The sequence below is a fragment of the Paenibacillus sophorae genome, assembly GCF_018966525.1.
In the GTDB taxonomy this organism is placed as follows: Bacteria; Bacillota; Bacilli; order Paenibacillales; family Paenibacillaceae; genus Paenibacillus_AQ; species Paenibacillus_AQ sophorae.
The window spans coordinates 2,369,474-2,390,975 of record NZ_CP076607.1 but is presented as its reverse complement, the minus strand read 5'-3'; the positions used below and the strand labels follow the sequence as shown (position 1 = coordinate 2,390,975).

The following is a 21,502-nucleotide window of genomic DNA, read 5'->3' as shown; positions in this document are numbered from 1 at the left end:
ATCAGAATTCGTTTCAGCAGCCAATCCTAAGCGGGGGTCATATAGAAATAAAGAGTAATAATAAAAAAAGAATTAAGACCAAAATATTAATAGCAACAAAAATATAATTCCTCCCTTCTTTAGGATAGAATAATAGGAATCCGTATGTCCCGATTATCGTTAACATTAGGGACCCAGATATTAAAAGGGTGAGATAATTCGGCTGATTGAACAATAAGGCGCCCTCACCACTACTTGATGCAAAAAGAATGGAGATAAATAAATAAAAACTAATAACCCCTAATCCCGAACTAATTAACAGATACATAATTCTCTTTATTATTAAAAAACTTCTCTTCTTCATACATCGATAATCCTTTCTAACCTAAAGAGGTGACATGAAGCAAACTATTGAATCCTCTCTATAAGTGGAGTTGCTAGCTGCAACCCCAACCAATGCACTCAATATAAGGAAAAATAGACCAAATAAAATACATCCTCCTTAATTCGAAAATTACACGGCATGACCAATTGAAAAATCCAATATCCCCCTATCGATAAGATTTATCGGTATATTTTTCCAAATAGTTGATAGGTTCTTCTCCAGAAATCATAGTGCTTCTAACCTCTCAGTATCTTTGGCAGCATCGGGCCCGATCATTGGATTGAAATTGTTCTCTTTGGAAATGATAACGGCGATGTTCCATTTTTCACATAAGGGAGGAAATCCGCATTGTTCAAACGCATGGATGAAATCATGATTGAAATTCCTCAAGTCAATCAGCCCGACGCCAATGCGGCGGCGGCCGTACAGGAACTGCTGGGCGGAAAGTTCGGCGAGATGTCAACGCTTAACAACTATTTGTTCCAATCCTTTAATTTCCGCAGCAAAACAAAGCTGAAGCCCTTCTACGACCTGATTATGAGCATTACGGCTGAAGAGATCGGCCATGTGGAGTTGGTATCCCACGCTATCAACTGCTGCCTGCACGGTACCACTTCCGCTGGGGAGCCTGATGCCACTCCGCTGGGATCGGCCAAGGATGCGCGTATTTCCTATCACTTTCTCGCGGGAGCACAGGGAGCGATGCCTTTCGATTCCATGGGCAATCCATGGACCGGTGCAAATGTATTTAACAGCGGAAACCTGGTGGAAGATCTGCTGCATAACTTTTTCCTGGAGTGCGGCGCCAGAACACATAAAATGAAGGTATATGAAATGACGGATCATCCATCCGCCCGTGAGGTGGTCGGGTTTCTACTTGTGCGTGGGGGCGTTCACGTTGTGGCTTATGCCAAAGCGTTGGAGGTTGCGACCGGCGTCGACGTCACGAAGCTGATACCGATTCCATCGCTAAATAACAAACATTTCAAAGAAGCGGCCAAGTACGAGGCTAAGGGAGCGCATACGAAGCTGTATACGTGGAGTGAGAAGGATTTCGGGGCGATCAATCAAATTTGGAAAGGCACCCACCCTGAAGATAATTCTCCGCTTGAGGTAGTTACAGGAGCACCTCAAGGCTTTCCGATTCCGGAAGCGCCGGCGGTGGAGGAAGAGTTCGCACCGGGGTTTTCTTCCGAGGAATTCACGTCGATTGCGAACCGCCTGAAGATGGCGGGCAACATCAGCGAAGCGAAGGTAACGACATGGGCATGATTGAAGAAGCAGGGCGCTCTTCCGAAAAGTACTGCCTAACCGGAAGACCGCCCTATTTATTTGAAACTATTCAGAAAAACTCCGATTTCCTGAAAGCGCGGCGGCAAGGCGCTGTAAATCGTTCGAATTTCGTGCCGCAAAGCAAAACCCGGACGAAAACGGAACATTTTCGTCCGGGTTTTTAAGCATTTTACTCTTCAAGCGTCTACTCCACTCTTTCCAGCCGCCAAATATGACTCAGGAAATCTCCTTTCAGCAGCCCAGCGGGAACCCGCAGTCCGATGTTCATCAACTCGTCGCCGCCGAATATTCTTGCAAAGCCATTCCCGGCAGCCCCCGTCCCGTCGTACACTGCAGGCTTCCTGACTTCGCTGCCGCTCGCCTCACCCGCCGCCGTTCCGCAGGTCCAATCCGCCATGGCCGCGTCAACCGCCGGTTCAGCCCCGTACACCCGGTAGCGGGCAGAAGGGTCCAATCCGCGAAGCCGCAGCGTGCGAAGGCCGGAATTCGGGTGGGCGAGTATCTTGTAATAGAAGGCTGCAGCTTCCGCTCCGTCTTCAGAGACGAAGATCCACGCCGCTTCGTTCCCCTCAAACGGGCTGAGCAGACGGTGAAATTCGCCGAATTGAACAGTCCGCCGGATCTGCTTGTACAGTGCGACCTGTTCCTTCATGATCGTCTCTTCTTCAGCCGTCAGAGCCGTGAGGTCCAACTCGTAGCCGAAGACGCCGGACAGAGCGGCATGGCCCCGCGTTTCCAGCGGCGTGATCCGCCCCGTCTGATGATTGGGCACGGAGGAGACATGCGCTCCCATGCTGCTTGCCGGATAGACGATGCTCGTGCCGTACTGGATCTTAAGCCGGCTGACCGCGTCGGTGTTGTCGCTGGTCCACGTCTGCGGCATGTAATGGAGCATGCCCGGATCGAACCGGCCGCCACCGCTGGCACAGCTCTCGAACAGTACGTCCGGGAACGCCTTCGTCAGTTCCTCCAGCACCCGGTACAAGCCGAGAATATAGCGGTGCGCCGTTTCCCGCTGGCGCTCCGGCGGCAGCGCGGCGGAGCCGATCTCGGTCATATTGCGGTTCATGTCCCATTTGACATAGGAGATGGGAGCGCTGCGCAGCACGTTCGACAGCATTTCCACGATGGCTGCGCAGACCTCCTCACGCGAGAAATCCAGCACTAGCTGATTGCGGCTCGTCGAGGAAGGCCGTCCCGCCGTGTGAATCGCCCAGTCGGGATGCTTCCGGTACAGCTCACTGTCGGGATTGACCATTTCCGGCTCAAACCAGAGGCCGAATTCCAGCCCTTTCGCCTTTACCCTCTCAGCCAAATCTCCAAGACCCTTTGGCAGCTTTTCTTTATGGACGAACCAGTCTCCAAGCGAGCTGCTGTCATCGTCCCGGCGGCCGAACCAGCCGTCGTCCAGCACCAGCAGCTCGATGCCAAGCTCCGCTGCCTTGACTGCAAGCTGCTCGATTTTGTCCGCATCAAAATCGAAATACGTCGCTTCCCAGTTGTTGATCAACACCGGACGCTCCCTGTCCCTGAACGTCCCTCTGGCCAGGCGCGTCCGGTACAGCCGGTGATAAATGGATGACATTCCGCCAAGGCCCAGGTTCGAGTAGACGAGAACCGCCTCCGGGGTCTGGAAGCTCTCTCCCGGCTCCAGCAGCCAGGAGAACTCGAACGGATTGATGCCGATTGCCGCCCGGGTCGCATCGTATTGATCGACCTCCGCTCCGGCGGCAAAGTTCCCGCTGTATACAAGGCTGAAGCCGTATACCTCACCGCTATGCTCTCCGGCCCCGCCCCGAAGGAGCGCCAGGAACGGATTATGCTGCGCGCTGCTGGCCCCCCGCTTGCTCTCTACGGACTGCCAGCCTTTGCACAGCGGTCTGGACAGCACATTCCGCTCGTTGGCCCAGCCGCCCGACAAGTGGAGCATCTGATAGTCCGCATCGCCGAAATCCACGCTCGCGCTCATGGCCCGCAGCAGCTTCAGCCGGCCGCCGCCGTCATTGACGAAGCGGACCGAGCGCGCGATGGCGTCATGCCGCTTGAAGACCGTGTACAATAGCAGCGCCCGCAGGCCGGTAAGATCATCCCGCAGCTCCAGTTCCAGCGTCTCCGCTTCGTCATCGCTCTCCGTATAGGTTGCCGGCAACCCTTCGAGCGCGGGCTTTCCGGGGAAGATCCGGTGTGAATGATATCTCAAATCAACGACAGCCGAACCGTCTTCGCATTCGAATTGAAAGGCCGGCTCCCGGAAATCTGAGGTGCCGTACCCCGGATATTCCCGGGGCAGCGTGTCCAGGGAGAATCCGCTCGTTTTTTCATGCGGATAAGGGTTCGGCGACAGCGGACGTTCCATATATACGAGCGGATTGCTGTCGCCAAACGTTTCCACCCTCGCTCCCCAGTAGCGGTGAGACAGATGGCCGTCCCGGATGATTTGCAGCACATAGCTTGAACCCGGGGTCTGCAAATGAAATATTTTCAGCGTTTCGTCATAATGAATGGACACAGTACAGCCTCCCTCTTAATATTTGCCGTTTAATTTTTGGGGTCCCCGCAAAGTATCTGAGTAGGCTTCGGAGCTCATCATTTTGCGGGAAAGTGATTTTTATCATATCCTATCCTATCCCTTCACTGCTCCCGAGGCAAGACCCGAGATGAACCAGCGCTGCATGAACAGATACAGAAGCGTCGCGGGCAGGGCAGCCAGCAGCGAGCCGGCGGCAACCCAGCTTATTTTGTTCGTATTGGGGCCAAAGAACGAAGCCAGCGCGACCGTAATGGTGCGCATATCCACTTTTTGCAGGAAAAATACCGAGAATTGATAGTCGTTCCACACGCTTATGCCCGTCATGATCAGCACGGTGGCTGTAATCGGCTTGAGCAGCGGCAGAATAATTGTAAAAAACAGTCTAAACCGGCTCAGCCCATCAATCATCGACGCTTCGTCCAGCTCGCGGGGGATGGTGCCGATAAAGCCCGAATACAGAAACACCGCCATCGGCAGACTGAACGTGACATGCAGCAAAATAACGCCCCAATACGTGTTCATGCCGTTAATATCGATATAGAACTGGTACAGCGGCACCAGAATGGTCAGCGGAGGCACGATCAGCGTCGCAATGATCAGGGTGTAGACTCCCTTGTTCAACTTCGTCTGAAAACGGGACAGCGGATAGGCGGCGCAGGAGCCCAGCAGAATGACTAGCAGCAGTGAGAACGCGGTGATGACGAAGTTGTTGATAAAGGCGCGGCCAAGGTTGGCCCCCTCCCAGGCGTTCGTAAAGTTGCTGAAGTCGATCTTCGTCGGCAGACGCCATTTGGAGCTGAGATCCGTGACCGGCTTGAGCGAGGTGGTCAGCAGCAGATAGAATGGCAGGATGTGCAGCAGTGTAATGATAATGGACACCGTATACGCAATTCCTTTGTTGGTCTTCATGACTGGATCTCCTTTCGGCGAAGGAACAGCAGGGCCGCCACGCTGATAATTGCGATCATGAAGAACATCAGGTTGCCCAGCGCCGCCGCGTAGCCTGCATCCTGCGCACCGAAGTACGTTTTGTACATCAACGTAGACAGCGATTGGGACGCATATCCCGGTCCGCCTTTGGTCAGCGCGATAATGACGTCGAACAGTTTCAGCCCTCCGATCAGATTGAGCACGATATTGATCGTGATGGACGGAGCAAGCAGCGGAAGCGTCACATTGAAGAATTTGCTGATAGGACCAGCACCGTCGATGGAGGAGGCTTCATAGTAGTCCTTGGAAATCGATTGGAGACCCGCCAGAAAAATAATCATCGCCACGCCGACGAACTGGAACGTATTGACCGCCATAATGATCCAGACATTGGCATGCGGGTTAGCCAGCAGATTGATGGGCTTGTCGGCAAACAACAGAACGATGTCGTTCAGGGCGCCGCCGCGGAACTGGAAGAAGAAATACCAGATATAGCCCATGATCAGGGGGCTGACAATCGCCGGAAGATAAATGATCGTCCGGGTAAGTCCGCGGGTGCGGATGCTCTGGTTCAGCAGAAGTGCGTACATCAGACCGATTACATTCTGGAAAAAGGTACTGCCGACACCGTAAATCAGCGTGTTGCGGATAACCGTTCCGATATTTTTGTCGTGAAGCATCCGGACGTAATTATCCAGACCCACCCAGCTGTAATTGACGTTGAAGCCGTCCCAGTTCGTAAAGGACACGCGGATGCCCTGAATGAACGGATAGTAGATAAAAAGAGCGAACAGCAGCAGCACCGGGACATACATCAGATTCAGCCAGCCCGGCGAGTTGCGGCTCATGCGCATAAATCCTACACCCTTTCTATTAAGATTGCGGGATGTCTGCCGGTGCCCCTGCGCCGCAGCAGCCGGGCTCGGCCCGTCTAGAGAATTACGGCTCATACCCATAATCCATCACCCTTTCCCAATCGATTGAGGGGCGCCTGCCGGCGCCCCAATGTGCCGAAGCTGATAAAGGGATACCCATCAAGCGTGAACCGTTACTTTTGCTGGCTCTTCAGCCGCTCTACTTCCTGCTTGTAGAACTGTGAAGAATCTTCCGGCGTCATCGTTTCGCTGAGAATCTCTGCGGAAGTCGTCTGCATGACATCCCACATGCCGCTTGGCAGATAGACGCGGTCGAAATACGGGAATACCCGGATATCTTTATACTTTTCATAGTATTCGGTATAGATGCCGAGATCAGGCGTTACATTGCTCATCGCCGACGGTGTGCCGGTCACTTCCGAAATTTTCTTCAAGTTTTCGGGCTTGCCGAAAAAGTTAATGACGTCCTTGGCAACATCCAAATGCTTGCCGTCCTTCCAGGCAGCCATCGTGTACCGTTCACCGCCAGAGAAGGTCGGTGTATCGCCCGGCACGATGGAAGGAATCGGCATGATGCCCACCTTCAGGTCGGGGTTGATCGCGAGCGCATCGGGAACGAAGGTAGGCGCGCTGAACGTGAATGCCACTTTGCCTTCGGCGAACAGCTGCGGACGGTCGCTCTCGCGGACCGTGAATACATCCTCGTTCATCAGGCCCTTATCGTACATTTCCTTGAACTTGGCCGGCAGCGGGGTCCAATTGTTCCAGTCGAAGGTGCCGTCCAGCAGCTCCTGCGCATGGTTTTTCTCTGCGCTGATGAGAAGCGGTGTTGCCAGCATGTCGAAATATTGGGCGAGCGAGGCGGGATCTGTAGATGAGAAGAAGAACGGAGTGACTTCGCCGCCGCTCTCTTTTTTGATTTTTTCGCCGGCGGCAATCAGTTCATCCAGCGTTTGCGGCACCTCAATGCCGTATTTATCGAGAATTCCCTTGTTATACGTAATGCCGTCCTTGGCCGCATTCAGCGGAAGCGTATAGACCTTGCCTTCATCGTCGGTAACGATCGGCTTCATCGAATCCGACAGATTGGCCACCCATTCCTGATCTCTCAGGTCAGCCACAAAGTTGTTGTAGCGTACCTTCGACCAGCCGTGGGTATCAAAAATATCCGGCATGTCGTTGCCCGCCATTTTCATTTTGAGAATATTCTCATAATCATTGCCGGGGAACTGCCACTCGAATTTCACGTTCGGATGCTCCGCGGTATAAGCGTCTGCGATGGACTTCAGCGTGTCCTGCGCAGCCGAATCGTTGGTTGTCGTATAGATCGTCAGCGTCACATCACCGGAAGAGCCGCCGGAATTGCCGGACGAACCTTCGGACGAATTCCCGCCGTTTCCGCCAGAAGAGCAGCCGGACAGAACGATCAGCATCAGCACCAAAGCTATTGAAAGCGCTCGCATTTTTCTCATAATGAATGTAAGCCTCCTTGTTCAAATGAATGTAAGGGCTTCGCGTCGTGTTTGACGGCTTATACACCGTCCGGTATACTTTGATTGCAACTTTTTTCTCTTGGGCTCCTTTTTTGGAGTCTCTTTTTTTGTGCTTTTCTCTTTTTTGTGTTGTAATTTTGTGTTGTAATTTCCTGAATTTTGCCCCGCTTACACAAATACAGCGCTTACTTATTCTTGTCAGGCATCACCCCTTTCAAGTTCCCTTACTGTTCAAGCTGGGCCGCTATCAGGTCCTCCACAGCTCTGCCTTACAATAAACCGTGCGGGGACGACCGCCTTGACTGGGATGCTTCTGCCGCCCAGCCTTTCCATCAGCAAGTTGACTCCTGTCCGCCCCATCTGCTCGGTGTGAATCTTGACCGTGGTCAGCGGGACATTGACATATGAGGCCATTTCAATATCGTCGAAACCGATCAGAGCCACCTCGCCGGGTATGGAGATTCCGGCTTCCAACAGCGCTTTCATGGCGCCGATGGCAAGCGGATCGCTGGCGATGAAGAATGCCCGGGGCAAATCGCCTTTGGCAATGGCGGTCTGCATCATCCGGTATCCTTCGGCCATCGTCCAATCCCCCAGGTAGACGTCGTCCGGATTGTACATCCCGTGCTCCCTGCATATCCGCTCATAGTTCAGAAGCCGCAGCTCGGGTATGTTGAATTTCTCATTGTTGAAACCGTGAACAAAATCCTTGGCGCCGATAAAGCCAGTCCTTGCATAGCCCTTTCGCAAAAAATGCTGCATCGCCTTCTCCGTCGCCCGCCGATAATCGAATACAACCGAGTCGTACTGTTCTTCATCCGGCGAATAGTTGATATAGACAGTCCGCTCCTTGCGGGGGTACATGCGCTCGATAACCTCCGGCAGGATGTTCCCGATGACAATCATTCCGTCCAGATCGTCCAGCGCCTGCTTTAAATACTGCCCATACAAGCGAAATATCCGGATCACTTTAATGCCAAGCTCCGTCAGCTGCTTTTCCGCTCCTTGCCGGATATACAGGAAATAAGGGTCTTCGTTCTCAATCTCCGGCGGGTACCAGACCAGAAGTCCGATTTTGGCCTGCTGCGGTTCAAATGCGGCAGAGGCCGGTTTTTTCCTGCGCTTGGAGAAGTCGTAGTTCATCTGCCGGGCTGTGCTGAAGACTCGCCGCCGCGTCTCTTCCGTGACGGAAAGCGACAAATCGTCGTTCAGTATTCTGGATACCGTCGCAATGGATACATTGGCGCTGCGCGCAATATCGCGAATCGTCGTCATTGTTCATCCTCCCGCGGTAAACAATTTGTTTAGTTAATGTTTACTAATATTCACACTTCATCTTAACAAGATAACGCTTTCATTGCAATATATTTTTTGAATTTAAATTAATAATATGAAAATATGCTCCGAAAACCGTAACACCCCATCATAATATAACCACATCTTTTCCTTTTGTTTAGTAAACAAAAAAGACGGAGGAAGATCGCCATCGATCCCCTCCTCTGTCTTCTACTTATACCATGTTCTCCGGTCTTACCCACCGGTCAAATTCCTCTTCCGTCAACAGCTTCAGCTTCAGCGCGGCCTCCTTCAGCGTAAGGCCTTCTTTATGGGCCAGCTTGGCAATTTGCGCCGCCTTTTCATAGCCGATATGCGGATTCAGGGCCGTTACCAGCATCAGGGAGTTATGCAGATTGCGGTGAATGACCGGTTCGTTCGCCATGATGCCCCGGGCGCAATGTTCCTCAAACGACAGCATGGCATCCGCCAGCAGGCGGCAGGACTGCAAAAAGCTGTGGATGATGACCGGCTTAAACACATTAAGCTGAAAATTGCCCTGGCTGGCCGCGACACCAATCGTGACGTCGTTGCCCAGCACCTGGCAGACGACCATCGTCATCGCCTCGCTCTGCGTCGGATTCACTTTGCCCGGCATGATCGAGCTGCCCGGCTCATTCTCCGGGATCAGCAGCTCGCCGATGCCGCTGCGGGGGCCGCTTGCGAGAAAGCGAACATCATTGGCAATCTTCATGAGGTCGCCGGCCAGCGCCTTCAGCGCTCCATGAACATGGACAAGCTGGTCATGGCTCGTCAGGGCGTGGAATTTATTCTCGGCCGGAACAAAGGGGGTGGAGAGTTCCTCGCCGATTGCTCGTGCAACCCCGGCCCCGAAATCCGGATGGGCGTTAAGGCCGGTGCCAACAGCCGTCCCTCCGATAGCAAGTTCAAGCAGGGACTGGGCGCTGCCCTCAATAAAGCGTTTTCCTTTTTCCAGCATCGCCGCCCATGCGCTTATTTCCTGCCCAAGTGTAAGCGGGGTCGCATCCTGCAAATGCGTGCGGCCGATTTTGATCAGGGACCGGTACTCATCCGCTTTCTGTTCCAGCGTGATCTTGAGCTGCTCCAGCGCCGGAAGCACCTGCTGCCGGACCGCTAGATATGCCGCAATATGCATCGCTGAAGGAAAGGTGTCGTTAGAGCTCTGGCCTTTGTTCACATCGTCGTTAGGATGGATCTCCGCCGTAGACCCGTTATCCCGCAAAAGCTCGCCGCCTCTGCGGGATATCACTTCATTTACGTTCATATTGGTCTGAGTTCCGCTTCCCGTCTGCCAAACGACCAGCGGAAAATGCTCATCATACGTCCCCTGCATGATTTCATCCGCCGCGCGGACAATGGCGTCTGCCTTGGCTTTCGGCAGCAGGCCGAGTTCCACGTTCACCTTCGCCGCCGCTTTTTTGATGTGCGCCAGAGCGTAAATCACTTCAAGGGGCATTTTCTCGCCGCCGATTTTGAAGTTTTGCAGGCTGCGCTGGGTCTGTGCGCCCCAATACTTGTCCGCCGGGACCCGCAGCTCGCCAAATGTATCTTTCTCCACGCGAAATTCCATTCTTCATTCCGTCCTTTTTACCGGATTTAGTCTGAAGCTGCTTGTGAAAGCTTAAGTCTTTATTTTACATCGGGCCACGGCGGCAGTACAGACATCCGCCCCGTTACCGCCTCACTCTTCCCGCCCGCAGATGCCGTAAAAGAATATATGCACCATTTCCTCCAAAAAAGCATCTCTATTGTCCTGCTTCTGGGCGATTTCCAGCATCTCTCCGGCATTCTGCATATAAAAATTCATAAATATGAGCACGGAGTTTACGGAAACCTTGGACGAGATTTCATTCCTCGCCTTTCCCTCCTCCAGCATCCGGATCATCAGCGGCAGCACTGCCTGCTCGTATCGCTGCTGAATATAGCGGAACATTTCCTGATCTTCAAGCATCATCTTCTTCATCAGAGACGGGGGGATGGCGGCATACGTTTCTTTTTCCTGAATAATGGTATACTCCACAATCTCTTTAATCGAGCGCTTCTGATTGAGAACTTCTTCAAAGCCGTCGATCGCCTGGTCCACAAAGTCCTTGAGCGATTCCTCGATGAGCGCTTCTTTGCTGCCGAAATAGTTGTAGATCGTTACCTGCGAGACGCCCGCCGCCTTGGCGATATCGGCAATCCGCATCCGCTTGGGCTCCCATGTTTTCAGCATTTCTAGAGTCGCCCTCATAATTTTGTACCTGATTTTCGCCGCTCTCTTCTCAAAACCGTTCATTTTTTTCATCTGAAAATCCACCCTATCTGGCATTGTATGATATAGAAGTGTAATTAATGAAATATATAACTTAAATAATTTCATAATTATATTGACGCTGAGCCTGATCGGGATTATTATAACACATGAAATATTTGACCAAAATATTTCATTATTTCACACCGGAGGTGGCAGTATGCTTACTGTCCAAGGATTGACCAAAACATTTTCAAACGGGAAGGGTATTCGGGATATTACCTTTTCGGTAAACAAGGGCGAGGTGTTCGGCTTTCTCGGACCGAACGGAGCCGGCAAGTCGACGACCATCCGGCATCTTATGGGCTTTATGAAGCCCGACCGTGGACATGCGGCCATATGCGGGCTTGATGTGTGGAAAGCGCAGGGAACGGTACAAAAGCATGTAGGCTATCTGCCGGGGGAAATCGCCTTCGTTGACGGGATGACGGGAATTGCCTTTCTTAATTTTATGGCAGATATGCAGGGCTTGAAGGACAAGGGAAAGCGCGATGAGTTGATCCGGCGCCTGCAGTTCGACGCGAACACCCCGATCCGCAAAATGTCCAAGGGGATGAAGCAAAAGGTCGGCCTTGTCGCCGCGTTCATGCACAGCCCGGAGGTAATTATTCTGGATGAACCCACTTCAGGCCTGGACCCGCTGATGCAAAAGGTGTTCATTGAATTGGTGCTGGAAGAAAAGGCGCTTGGCACAACCTTCTTAATGTCGTCGCACAGCTTTCCCGAAATCGAGCGAACCTGCGACCGGGCCGCCATTATCAAGGATGGAAGCCTCATTGCCGTCAAGAACATTCATGAGCTGCAGTCCATGCAGCGGAAGCTGTTCGACGTCGTCTTCGAGAACAAGGAGGACGCGCTCCGGTTCCGGACCTCCGGTCTGCCTATCGAGAATTACGATGATTTCCGCGTCCGGGTCGCCATACAAGGCAACTATAATACATTCATCGAAGAAGCGGCGAAGTACCGTATCCGCAGTATGGATGTGTTTACCCAGAACCTGGAGGATATTTTTATGGATTATTACGACCGGGAGGGAAGCCAGCCATGAATTTCCCATTATATAAACAAATGATTAAAGTGAACGCCAAAGGCATCATGAACTATTCTTTCGGCTCTGCCTTCTACATCCTGCTGATCTTCTGGCTGTATCCGGGCATTGCGAAAAACACGCAGGCGCTGAATGATCTTGTAAAGTCCATGCCGGAGGGCGTGAACAACGCGTTCGGCCTGAACAGCGGATTCGCCAGCGCGGAAGCGTTCGTCTCGGGGGAATATTACGGTCTCATTCTGGTGCTGATTCTGGCCATTGTCTGCGTCCAGATGTCGACCCGGCTGATGGCCGGCATGGTGGATCAAGGCTCGATGGCCTATCTGCTGTCCACACCGACCACCCGCGCCAAAGTGTCGGCGACGCAGGCCCTTGTGCTGGTAACGGCCCTTATCGTAATCATGGGCGTAACGACGCTGGCGGGCTTTTTAGGAGACGCCTGGTTCCTTGACGCTTCCTTCCCTTTCAACAGCGGACGGTTTTTGCATCTGAACATTGTCGCCTTCATGCTGTTTTTCGCGATCGGCGGCCTGACCTTTCTGGTGTCCTGCCTGTCCAATGACGAGAAGAGAGCGCTCGGCATCTCCGGCGCCATCGCCTTCGGCTTCTTCACCATTGATCTAGTCGCCAAAATCAGCGACAAGCTGAGCTGGATGAAGGCTCTGACGCTCTTCTCGCTGTACCGGCCCAGCGAAATTGTTACGGGGCAAGCGAAATGGGGCCAGATCTCCCTTGTGCTGCTGGCCGTCGGCCTGCTCGCTTTCGCCCTCGGCATCGTTCTGTTCAAGCGGCGCGATCTGCCTCTGTAAGAGCGACGGCGCCGGTGGACGGAGCTGCGATGCCGGGCGGAAGCTTATACTAACCCAGGCAGCAGACTGCCAGTTTGACCCGCCCGGAGAGGGAACAGCCGCTCCCGGCTGCTGCGCCGGGAGCGGCTGGGTGCGTGCTCTACTCCGCCAATCCCTTGGCGCGGAGAAACCGCCCGATCCGCCGGGCCGCTTCGGCGAGCCGTTCCGCCTCCTCTACGAGCGCGATGCGGACGAAGCCCCGTCCTTCCGCGCCGAAGGCGTCGCCCGGGATGACGGCGACGCCCGTCTCCAGCAGCAGCTCGCGGGCGAAGCGGCGCGAGTCAAGGCCGCCCGCAGCGGCTGCGGCGGGAAGCGGCGCCCACACGAACATCGTCGCCGCGGGCTTCGGCACGTCCCAGCCTTCTCTGCGTAGCGCGCCGATGAAGGCATCGCGCCGCCGCTCGTACAACGGGCCGACGCCTTCGCCTGCGTCCGCGCCCATCGCCTGCTCCAGCGCGGCAACAGCCGCCTCCTGCACAGGCTCGAAGACGCCGTAGTCGATGTTGCCCTTAAGGCTTCGCAGGGCACCTACGGCTTCGGCGTTCCCGGCCAGAAAGCCGATGCGGCAGCCGGCCATGTTGAAGCTCTTGGAGAAGGAATGAAATTCGACCGCCGTCTCACGCGCGTCCGGCACCTGCAGGATGCTGATCGGCCGGTAACCGTCAAAGCCCATCTCGGAGTATGCGAGATCATGCACGACAAGCAAGTTCCACCGCCGGGCAAAGCCGATCAGATGCTCAAAGAACGCATAGTCCGCCCTTACAGAGACCGGATTGCCGGGAAAATTCAGCAGAATAAATGCGGCTCGCTCCAACACCTCTTCGGGGATAGAGCTAAGATCCGGCAGAAAGCCGTTCTCCGCCTTCAGCGGCAGCGGCCAAGGCTTAACGCCGGCAATGGCCAGCGCTCCGGAATAAATCGGATAACCGGGATCGGGCACGATCGCCACATCGCCGGGATTGCAGACCGCCAGCGCCAAATGTGCAAGTCCGTCCTGGGAGCCCATCAGCGTCAGTATCTCTTTCTCGGGATCGACCTCTACTCCGAACCGGTAGTTCATCCAGTCTGCGGCTTTGCTGCGGAAAGCAAGACCGCCCTCGGACGACGGATACGAGTAGCTGTCTTCCTTCAAGACAGCCGCGCTGAGTACGCGCCGGATTTCAGAAGACGGCCCGCGGTCTGGACTGCCGATGCCAAGGTCGATAAGATCAAGGCCGCCCGCAGCCGCTTCGGCTTTCCAGCCGGCAACCTCCTGGAAGATAGAGGAGCCGAGGCTCGACAGCTTGTCCGCGCGCCATCTATTTTTAGAAGCTTTAAGAGTCAATGATACACACCTGCCTGTTTTTTAAAAATATATGTTATATAAGATGAACTTAAAATTTTCCCATCAGATATCAGTCGTAACTACGAGGAATGTTTGGACTTCCGGCCGCTGTTGTCCCCAGATTTCTTCATATTAGCCGCTCTTCGCGGATGAAATCCGGAGACAAAGGCGATCGCTATCGCTCCTACAGTTCCAAACTTCCCCTTCGTTACTCCTTACCCAGATGTCATTTTTCAAGTTCGCCTTATATGGATTCATATAAGTATAACACCGTCCGCCCGCTTCCGGCACCGCCCTGGAACGATTAATGAAGCTTAACGCGGATATGAGCAGCAAAAAAGGAGCCGAACCAGGGAATTTCCCCGGCCGGCTCCTTTGTTCTCCAAATCGGCTGTCCTTATAGCAGCACTTCCCGTTTGATCGTCTCCAGTTCCTGTGATCTGCCGTAAACCGGATAAGCGCGCTTTGTCGGCTCGCACCAGTTCACGCCGTTGACGATAACCTTTTGAATTTCCGGGTGGTAATAAGTCGGATAAGACTCATGGCCCGGCTGGAAGTAGAAGATTTTGCCGTTCCCGCGCCGGTAGGTGGAGCCGCTCGGAAAGACGTTTCCGCCTTCAAACCAGCCGACAAAGATCAGTTCGTCTGGCGCAGGCACATCAAAGTGCGTACCGTACATCTCCTCATGCTCAAGCTCTATATATTCGCCGATGCCTTCCGCAATCGGATGGCTCGGATTCATGACCCATAGACGTTCCTTCTCACCGGCTTCACGCCATTTCAGATCGCAGCTCGTACCCATCAGCTTCATGAAGATCTTCGACATATGCCCGGAATGAAGCACCACAAGCCCCATACCCTGAAGAACGCGCTGATGAACGCGGTCCACAATCTCATCGCTTACTTCCTTATGGGCAATATGGCCCCACCAGACAAGGACATCCGTATTGTTCAGCACTTCCTCTGTCAGCCCGTGCTCCGGCTCATCCAGGGTCGCCGTCCGGACGTCCAAGCCCGCGTCTTTCAGAAAGCTGGCGATTTGCCCGTGAATGCCCTCCGGATATACAGCAGCGATTTTGTCGTCGTTCCGCTCATGGCGGTATTCATTCCATACGGTTACTTTAACCATACTGTTCTCTCCCCTGTCCCCTAGTTAATCATTTGCCTTCCTTATCATACAGCTCGGGGAAGGAGCTTTCCTCCTACATTCTAGCTGAATTATTCCCGTATATTGTCCTCCGGTATTTCAGCGGCGAAACGCCGGTTGCTTCCTTGAAAAAATGATGAAACGTCTTCACGCTTCCAAAGCCCGAGGCTTCGGCGACCGCCGTAATCGGGGCATCCTCATTGAGCAGCAGCCATTTGGCCTTATTCAGCCGGTATTCATTCAAGAAGGACACAAAAGTCATGCCCGTATTGCGTTTGAATAGCTTGGTAAAGTAGTACGGGCTGAATCCCATATATTTCGCGACTTCCTTCAGGGTTATGGCCTCACGGTAGTGCTCCTCGACATAGGCGAAAATCCGCTCCAGCTTCTCCAGTGTTTCCTTGGATTTGGTAGCCGACTCCTCCGAAATTTTGGGCTGCTGATGCATCCCGCTTTTGGGAACCTCGCGGAGAATCAAGGTCAGCATTTCAAACAGCCGGGCTTTGATCAGATAGGCGTACCCTTCCGCCCGCCGGACATTTTCCTCGTGGATGCTCTCGATCAGCCCCCGCATTTTATCTGCCACCCCTTCGGGCCACTTCCATCCGGACTGCTCCATCGAAGCAAAGGCGTCGCGGAGCGAATGCTCCTTGGCATCCGGAAACGAGACTTCCTGAAAAAAGCTCAAATCAAACTGAATGACCACCCGCTCGCTATCAGGCGAAGCCAGAAAATAATGCACGTCCCCGCTCCCCACAAACTGGATTTCCCCCTGCCGCATATGGATCGGAACATCGTTGACACCGAGATCCAGACTCCCTTTGACCACATAAATGATCTCTATTTCTTTATGCCAATGCGGGTAGCACAACCGATCTCCCTTGTTCACAAAGCTGCGAAACGGAAAATGCTTGTCAAGCTCCGGAATCTCCAGATAAAGTTTCATGCCGTCTCCCGTACCTTTACGTTTAATCTGCTTTAATATTGATGATAAATCAGCGCGGCGGCAAAGGGCAAAGATTTTTTTCAAAGATGGGCGCATCCTTCTCCCGGCCGGTTTGGACGCGGTTTGCCGGCGAAGCGGCCTGCTAATATTGAAGCTGATCCGGCAGGCAAGGCAACCCGGGCTCCTAACGTGTTACATTAAGTATTCCAGCCGGCGGTCACATTTACCCGTTAACACCCGCCTTAAGCCGAAAAAAGATACCGCAGTGCTCTTGCAACCTTTTTTCGTCTAATCCGTTGAATGTAGTGAAAGAATCGTTTGAGAAACAACCCAGAGGGTAAATAGCTTTATACTGTGCTTTATAGAGTCAAGGGGGGAGATTTATCATGTTGTTAAAAAAGACTTTTGTAATGCCTGTCATTGTGCTGCTGTTCTTTTCCCTCATCAGTACGGCAAGCACAGCCCTAACCCGGGCGGTTGCCCAGAGCAGCGGACCGGAGCAGCAATTGACCGTCTATATTCATTCGCTGCAGCCTGACGGCAACAAGGTGATTCTGACGGCGGATGAGATTAATTGGTATGAAGGACAAGACGCCGACCGTGTCTTTGCGCAGCGGGAACCGGAAGCCGCCCAAGAGATTGGCGGCGCGCCGGACGGCTATTATATCGAGAACGACAGCGATACGCTGACCGAGTACCCTCTGGCTGACGATGTGGACATCAAGACGCAAATATTTGACCATACCGGAACCCCCGGGGATCTGGATATCATATGGAATGAATCAGTTGATCTGGATACATTTCTGAACAAATTCCACAATACGGATGTGGTGGATTTAAGCCAATTCCCTTATCACATCACGGTTCAGGACGGCAAAGTGACTGCTATCGTTCAGCAGTATATTCCTTAACTAAGTGATGCCTCAAGCCTAACAGCGGCCCGCAGAAGAGCTCTCTGGCCAAGAGTTCTCCCTGCAGGCCTTTTCGCGTTTGCGCCCTTATTGACGGCGGAAGCCGGTTGACTGGGCGGGGCCGATAATTATCATTTGGGAGTCGGCACGATCTCCGGTATAATAGAGATCAGGCTGAATTGAATGATAATTTGACTAAAGGAGACTGGGATGTTTAACCGGAAATGGAGCATTGCCCTACTGATATTATTAGGCGGATTTCTTTATACCCTGGTCCAGTTTATTCTCTCTACGAACCGATTACAGCATCAGGTGGATATCCTGCTCCCCGGACAGGCTCTAGCGGTCCCCTCGCGCCAGATCGTGCTTATTTCCCAGGAGCTCGACAACCCTTACTGGCGGTCCATTGAGAAAGGAGCGCGGGAAGCGGCCAACAAGTACGGCATGGATTTCGAATATACCGGACCCTTACGGATTAATCCGGAAGAACAACTCTCCCTACTGGAGCAGGCAATCGCTTCGCGGCCCGGCGCCATCATTGTGCAGGGAACCGGCGGAGCCGGCTCTCAGGAGCTGATAGACCGGGCGGAGGCGCTCGGCATCCCTGTCGTGACCGTCGATGCTGATGAGCCCGGAAGCCGCAGGCTGTTCTACGTCGGATCCGACAATTTTGCGGCAGGCGAAGAGATGGGCCGGCTGGTGGCGGAAGCCGCGGACGGCAAAGGAACAGTCGGCGTACTGATAGGAACGTCCCGGGCCGACAGCCAGCGTCTTCGTCTAGAGGGCCTGCGCAGCATTATTGCGAACTACCCGGAAATGAAAATAGCCGACGTTCGTACATCCGATATATCGCGGCTCCAGGCCTCCGAGCAGACCCGAAGCCTGCTTGCGGCTCATCCGGACCTGAAAGCGGTCGTCGGATTCAGCGCCCTTGACGGCCTCGGTGCGCTGGACGCGGTGCGGCAGCTGAGGACAAATCGGCTGCTGTTCGCTTTCGACGATTTGGCCGAAACAAAGGAAGCCGTGCAAAAAGGGCTAATTAAGCTAACCCTTGTCCAGCAGCCGCTGGAAATGGGTGGCACAGTTGTAAAACTGCTCCATGATTATTTTCAGGGGAAATCCGTGCCGGATGTCAACTATACGACTATCCGTTTGGTTGGAGACAGCGGCATTGCAAAGCCTGCCGGGGAGGAGGCGCCATGAGTATTCGCAGCAAACTGCTGATCTTCATCCCCCTGCTCGTTCTGCTGATGAATCTGGTGACTTACTTTTTATTTCAAAGCGGAACCATCGTTCAGGATAGCTATGATCTGATTATGGGCCGGATTCTCAAATACAAAGAGACCACCGGGGCGTCCGAGGACAGCCTCAAGGCGGTGTATGCATATCTGCTTCACCCGGCGGAAGACTCGAAGGCGCAGGCGGGCCAAAAGCTCACTTACCTGTCGGGACTTCATTCAACCCTGATGGATACAGGCGCCGCGCCGCCCCTGACCTCATCTTTAATCGGGTACGGGAATACGATTCGAACGTTGCTGTCCCTTGAGCAGCAGACGCTCGCCGCAGCGGAGAACGGCAGATCTTCGGATGCCTTCGGGCATTATCTCGAAGCCGAAAAGACCGTCTCCTTTATCCGGAGCGAGGGACAACAGCTGGTTGAAGGCGAATTGGATCATTATCGTCCGGTATTCCGGAACATTCAGGCGGAAAATGCCCGGCTTTATAAGCTGGGCGTCGCCGTTTTCGCTCTAGGCACGACGCTCAGCCTGGTGGTTGCGGTCTGGATTTCCCGCAGCATTACGGTACCGGTCAGCGCGTTGGTCCGCTCGGCGAAATCCGTGTCCAGGGGGAATCTGGACCCTCCCCTTCCCGCCGGGGGCAAGGACGAGCTCGCCGCTCTGTCTGCCGCCTTTACCGGGATGCTGGCCGGTCTGAAAGAGTCTATTGAAAAAGACAGGGATATAGCCGAGAAGGAACGGCTGGTCAAGACTCTGGAGCTGCAGGCGCTGCAGAGCCAGATCAATCCCCATTTTTTATACAATACGCTTAATGCTTTATCGAAGCTTGCTCTGCTGGAGGAGGCGGAACAAACCAGCGATCTGATTGTCTCGATGTCAAACTTTATGCGTTACAACCTGCAGAATCTGGATCGGCAAGTGCCTTTGCGCAATGAGCTGGAGCATGTAAAGGAATACATCAGGCTGCAGCAGACCCGGTTCCGTGACCGGGTGTCATTCCAGCTCGATATCGACGAAAAAGCGCTCAATGTAAGGGTTCCCTCCCTGACAATACAGCCTATAATCGAGAATGCATTCATACATGGCATCGGTCATATGGAGAGCGGAGCAGTTATCTCCCTTTCCATATACGGCGGGCCCGCGGTTACAAAGATTGTTATACACGATAACGGCATAGGGATGACTGAGAATATACGGGCGTCCTTGCTGAACCACACGCAAGTTCCGGCGGCAGAGATGCCAATCCAGGCGCGCTCCACCGGTCTTGGCACCCGTAATGTGTTCAGAAGACTGGAACTGGTCTACGGGCGGAAAGATTTGGTGCAAATCACCAGTGAACCGGGGAAAGGAACAACCGTAGTACTAAATATTCCGGAGGGAAGGAGCGGGATGAGCAGTGTATCGGCTGATGATAGCAGATGACGAGGCGCTTGAGCGCGAGGGATTAGAGTGGATTGTCCGTCGGGCGATGCCGGATACATTCCAGATTATTCATGCCGAGAACGGAAGAGCGGCGATCGGACTTGCTGAGGAGCACCGGCCCCATATTATTTTCATGGATGTCAATATGCCCGGCATTCAGGGACTGGAGGCTCTCAAGGAGATTAAAGCGCGGATGCCGGACGCCAAGCTGGTACTGGTGACCGCCTACGACTATTTCGCCTATGCCAAGGAAGCCATTTCGCTCGGAGTGGAAGAATATATCGTAAAGCCCGCCAAGCGGGAGGAACTGGTGTCCCTACTGCATAGACTGGTGGACGAGTTGGATCAGGAAAAAGCGAGACGCGAGGAAGAGCTGGAAATGCGCGACCGGATGTCCCAGCTAATGCCGCTTGCCGAGAACGAGCTCGCCCTGCTGCTGATGATGAACAAAGCCGCAGATGAAGAAAGCCGGCAGCTTTCCGAATGGCTTGATTTTCCGCTTGACCGGGGACTCGGGCTCGTCGTGGCATTCCATGACGAAATGAATATCGGGAGACAGAAAGTTTACAATGTCATCCACAGTCTGCTGAGAACCTTCGGCAGCTCGATTTCCAGTTCGATCATTGACCGTCATGTCGCCGTATTCCTGCGTATGCCGCCGGATATGCCCGAAACGGAGTTTAACGATGAAGTGCATCAGTATGGAGAGAAGCTGCGCTCCCACGTGGAGCAGCACTTCGGACTTTCCGCAGCAATCGGGATCGGCACGGTCCGTGAAGGGGCCGAAGGCCTTCATGAATCCTACTTTGAAGCCGTGTTCGCCTCCACTCTCGGCGCGCGAAACGGCGAAATCTGCCACTTTGGCGATTTGAAGAAGGAGGACTTCGATTTTACCGACAGGAATCCGGCTGCAGTCAACCAGGCGGGCGAGCGTTCCTATGTGGTCGCAGCACTTGAGCGCATACGGGAAGAACGGGAACAGCAGACGATGAGCGTGATGGATAAAGCGAAACGGTATATCGGCTTAAAATTTACGGAGGAACTCTCGCTGGAGGAAGTCGCTGATCACGTGCATCTGAATCCCTTCTACTTCAGCAAAATCTTTAAGCAGTTAACGGGGGAGACCTTCATCGATTATCTGACTAGTCTCAGGATCGGCAAAGCCAAGGAACTGATTGCAGCCGGGGATCTCAGTCTTAAGGAAGTCACCTATCTCGCAGGATACAAGGACCCGAATTACTTCAGCCGGGTGTTCAAAAAGGTGACCGGAGTCACTCCAAGCGAATATCGTGAACAGATTAATTAATACAGTCCATGCCGTCAGGCGTGGATTTTTTTGTGTCCGAAGGACAATATAATACTAGTATCGACATTCCCCACCGCCATTCCCTCCCCATCTTAAAGAAATGCGTAAAAGAGGACAAAATCGTGCAGAGGATAGCTCCTCTCTATGCTAAGAGGGGATGTTATAATTCTAAGAAGAAACAACTGCTGCGCTGATTTGATGGCGGTATCCGCTGGTA

Annotated in this window: 18 protein-coding genes; 8 read left to right on the top strand and 10 right to left on the bottom strand. The window is 53.4% G+C overall.

Features of this window, described 5'->3' with window-relative positions; all coding sequences use genetic code 11:
• Positions 1-712 precede the first annotated feature (712 nt).
• Both KP014_RS11360 and KP014_RS11355 read left to right on the top strand, forming a co-directional pair.
• Positions 713-1,636 (top strand): manganese catalase family protein, encoded by a 924-nt coding sequence (locus tag KP014_RS11360; protein WP_036599089.1) that lies wholly within the window; start codon positions 713-715, stop codon positions 1,634-1,636.
• Positions 1,627-1,821, top strand: coding sequence for a hypothetical protein (locus KP014_RS11355; protein WP_036599086.1), 195 nt, complete (start codon positions 1,627-1,629; stop codon positions 1,819-1,821). Before KP014_RS11360 ends, KP014_RS11355 begins: the two co-directional genes overlap by 10 nt.
• Before the next feature lie 20 nt (positions 1,822-1,841).
• Here KP014_RS11355 and KP014_RS11350 read toward each other — a convergent pair whose 3' ends face one another.
• The 7 genes from KP014_RS11350 to KP014_RS11320 all read right to left on the bottom strand — a co-directional run bounded on the left by KP014_RS11350 (position 1,842) and on the right by KP014_RS11320 (position 11,089).
• Positions 1,842-4,166: an alpha-galactosidase gene (locus KP014_RS11350; RefSeq protein WP_090834071.1), complete on the bottom strand. Its 2,325-nt coding sequence runs from the start codon at positions 4,164-4,166 to the stop codon at positions 1,842-1,844.
• 114 nt (positions 4,167-4,280) lie between these two features.
• The gene (locus tag KP014_RS11345; RefSeq protein ID WP_036605235.1) at positions 4,281-5,096 is read right to left on the bottom strand and encodes a carbohydrate ABC transporter permease; all 816 of its coding nucleotides are present in this window, start codon (positions 5,094-5,096) and stop codon (positions 4,281-4,283) included.
• Complete coding sequence (locus KP014_RS11340; RefSeq protein WP_036605240.1) at positions 5,093-5,971, bottom strand: carbohydrate ABC transporter permease; 879 nt, start codon at positions 5,969-5,971, stop codon at positions 5,093-5,095. The genes KP014_RS11345 and KP014_RS11340 overlap by 4 nt, the downstream gene beginning before the upstream one ends.
• A 194-nt stretch (positions 5,972-6,165) precedes the next feature.
• Positions 6,166-7,464, bottom strand: a complete 1,299-nt coding sequence (locus KP014_RS11335) for an ABC transporter substrate-binding protein (RefSeq protein WP_036605234.1) — start codon at positions 7,462-7,464, stop codon at positions 6,166-6,168.
• A 252-nt stretch (positions 7,465-7,716) separates the two neighbouring features.
• Positions 7,717-8,760: a LacI family DNA-binding transcriptional regulator gene (locus tag KP014_RS11330; protein ID WP_036605233.1), complete on the bottom strand. Its 1,044-nt coding sequence runs from the start codon at positions 8,758-8,760 to the stop codon at positions 7,717-7,719.
• Between the two features lie 235 nt (positions 8,761-8,995).
• Complete coding sequence (fumC, locus tag KP014_RS11325) at positions 8,996-10,372, bottom strand: class II fumarate hydratase (protein ID WP_036605232.1); 1,377 nt, start codon at positions 10,370-10,372, stop codon at positions 8,996-8,998.
• Between the two features lie 111 nt (positions 10,373-10,483).
• Positions 10,484-11,089, bottom strand: a complete 606-nt coding sequence (locus KP014_RS11320; protein WP_246590702.1) for a TetR/AcrR family transcriptional regulator — start codon at positions 11,087-11,089, stop codon at positions 10,484-10,486.
• A gap of 166 nt (positions 11,090-11,255) precedes the next feature.
• Here KP014_RS11320 and KP014_RS11315 point away from each other — a divergent pair, with 166 nt between their 5' ends.
• On the top strand, positions 11,256-12,143 hold the full coding sequence (locus tag KP014_RS11315) for an ABC transporter ATP-binding protein (protein ID WP_036605231.1): 888 nt from the start codon (positions 11,256-11,258) through the stop codon (positions 12,141-12,143).
• Positions 12,144-12,163: 20 nt separating this feature from the next.
• On the top strand, positions 12,164-12,952 hold the full coding sequence (locus KP014_RS11310) for an ABC transporter permease subunit (protein ID WP_246590701.1): 789 nt from the start codon (positions 12,164-12,166) through the stop codon (positions 12,950-12,952).
• Positions 12,953-13,091: 139 nt separating this feature from the next.
• Here the strand turns inward: KP014_RS11310 and KP014_RS11305 are convergent, their stop codons facing one another.
• The 3 genes from KP014_RS11305 to KP014_RS11295 form a co-directional block, all read right to left on the bottom strand.
• Positions 13,092-14,315 (bottom strand): aminotransferase class I/II-fold pyridoxal phosphate-dependent enzyme, encoded by a 1,224-nt coding sequence (locus KP014_RS11305; RefSeq protein WP_090834069.1) that lies wholly within the window; start codon positions 14,313-14,315, stop codon positions 13,092-13,094.
• A 397-nt stretch (positions 14,316-14,712) separates the two neighbouring features.
• On the bottom strand, positions 14,713-15,444 hold the full coding sequence (locus tag KP014_RS11300) for a ThuA domain-containing protein (RefSeq protein ID WP_036589817.1): 732 nt from the start codon (positions 15,442-15,444) through the stop codon (positions 14,713-14,715).
• 73 nt (positions 15,445-15,517) lie between these two features.
• Positions 15,518-16,408, bottom strand: a complete 891-nt coding sequence (locus KP014_RS11295) for an AraC family transcriptional regulator (RefSeq protein WP_036589825.1) — start codon at positions 16,406-16,408, stop codon at positions 15,518-15,520.
• A gap of 386 nt (positions 16,409-16,794) precedes the next feature.
• Here KP014_RS11295 and KP014_RS11290 point away from each other — a divergent pair, with 386 nt between their 5' ends.
• The 4 genes from KP014_RS11290 (at position 16,795) to KP014_RS11275 (ending at position 21,285) form a co-directional block, all read left to right on the top strand.
• Positions 16,795-17,319 carry a hypothetical protein gene (locus KP014_RS11290; RefSeq protein ID WP_036589819.1) on the top strand — a complete coding sequence of 175 codons (525 nt, stop codon included), beginning with the start codon at positions 16,795-16,797 and terminating at the stop codon, positions 17,317-17,319.
• A 210-nt stretch (positions 17,320-17,529) separates the two neighbouring features.
• On the top strand, positions 17,530-18,522 hold the full coding sequence (locus KP014_RS11285; protein ID WP_036589820.1) for a substrate-binding domain-containing protein: 993 nt from the start codon (positions 17,530-17,532) through the stop codon (positions 18,520-18,522).
• A complete protein-coding gene (locus KP014_RS11280; RefSeq protein ID WP_036589821.1) occupies positions 18,519-19,979 on the top strand; it encodes a sensor histidine kinase in 1,461 nt (486 codons plus the stop codon). Before KP014_RS11285 ends, KP014_RS11280 begins: the two co-directional genes overlap by 4 nt.
• Positions 19,954-21,285, top strand: coding sequence for an AraC family transcriptional regulator (locus KP014_RS11275; RefSeq protein ID WP_036589823.1), 1,332 nt, complete (start codon positions 19,954-19,956; stop codon positions 21,283-21,285). The genes KP014_RS11280 and KP014_RS11275 overlap by 26 nt, the downstream gene beginning before the upstream one ends.
• The last annotated feature ends 217 nt before the right edge of the window (positions 21,286-21,502 follow it).

What these genes read in the sequence shown, in the direction of transcription:
- KP014_RS11355 (WP_036599086.1), top strand. Translation starts at nt 1,627, where the DNA reads ATGGGCATGATTGAAGAAGCAGGGCGCTCTTCCGAAAAGTACTGCCTA.
- KP014_RS11345 (WP_036605235.1), bottom strand. Translation starts at nt 5,096, where the DNA reads ATGAAGACCAACAAAGGAATTGCGTATACGGTGTCCATTATCATTACA.
- KP014_RS11340 (WP_036605240.1), bottom strand. Translation starts at nt 5,971, where the DNA reads ATGCGCATGAGCCGCAACTCGCCGGGCTGGCTGAATCTGATGTATGTC.
- KP014_RS11335 (WP_036605234.1), bottom strand. Translation starts at nt 7,464, where the DNA reads ATGAGAAAAATGCGAGCGCTTTCAATAGCTTTGGTGCTGATGCTGATC.
- KP014_RS11330 (WP_036605233.1), bottom strand. Translation starts at nt 8,760, where the DNA reads ATGACGACGATTCGCGATATTGCGCGCAGCGCCAATGTATCCATTGCG.
- fumC (WP_036605232.1), bottom strand. Translation starts at nt 10,372, where the DNA reads ATGGAATTTCGCGTGGAGAAAGATACATTTGGCGAGCTGCGGGTCCCG.
- KP014_RS11320 (WP_246590702.1), bottom strand. Translation starts at nt 11,089, where the DNA reads ATGAAAAAAATGAACGGTTTTGAGAAGAGAGCGGCGAAAATCAGGTAC.
- KP014_RS11315 (WP_036605231.1), top strand. Translation starts at nt 11,256, where the DNA reads ATGCTTACTGTCCAAGGATTGACCAAAACATTTTCAAACGGGAAGGGT.
- KP014_RS11310 (WP_246590701.1), top strand. Translation starts at nt 12,164, where the DNA reads ATGATTAAAGTGAACGCCAAAGGCATCATGAACTATTCTTTCGGCTCT.
- KP014_RS11300 (WP_036589817.1), bottom strand. Translation starts at nt 15,444, where the DNA reads ATGGTTAAAGTAACCGTATGGAATGAATACCGCCATGAGCGGAACGAC.
- KP014_RS11295 (WP_036589825.1), bottom strand. Translation starts at nt 16,408, where the DNA reads ATGAAACTTTATCTGGAGATTCCGGAGCTTGACAAGCATTTTCCGTTT.
- KP014_RS11290 (WP_036589819.1), top strand. Translation starts at nt 16,795, where the DNA reads ATGTTGTTAAAAAAGACTTTTGTAATGCCTGTCATTGTGCTGCTGTTC.
- KP014_RS11285 (WP_036589820.1), top strand. Translation starts at nt 17,530, where the DNA reads ATGTTTAACCGGAAATGGAGCATTGCCCTACTGATATTATTAGGCGGA.
- KP014_RS11280 (WP_036589821.1), top strand. Translation starts at nt 18,519, where the DNA reads ATGAGTATTCGCAGCAAACTGCTGATCTTCATCCCCCTGCTCGTTCTG.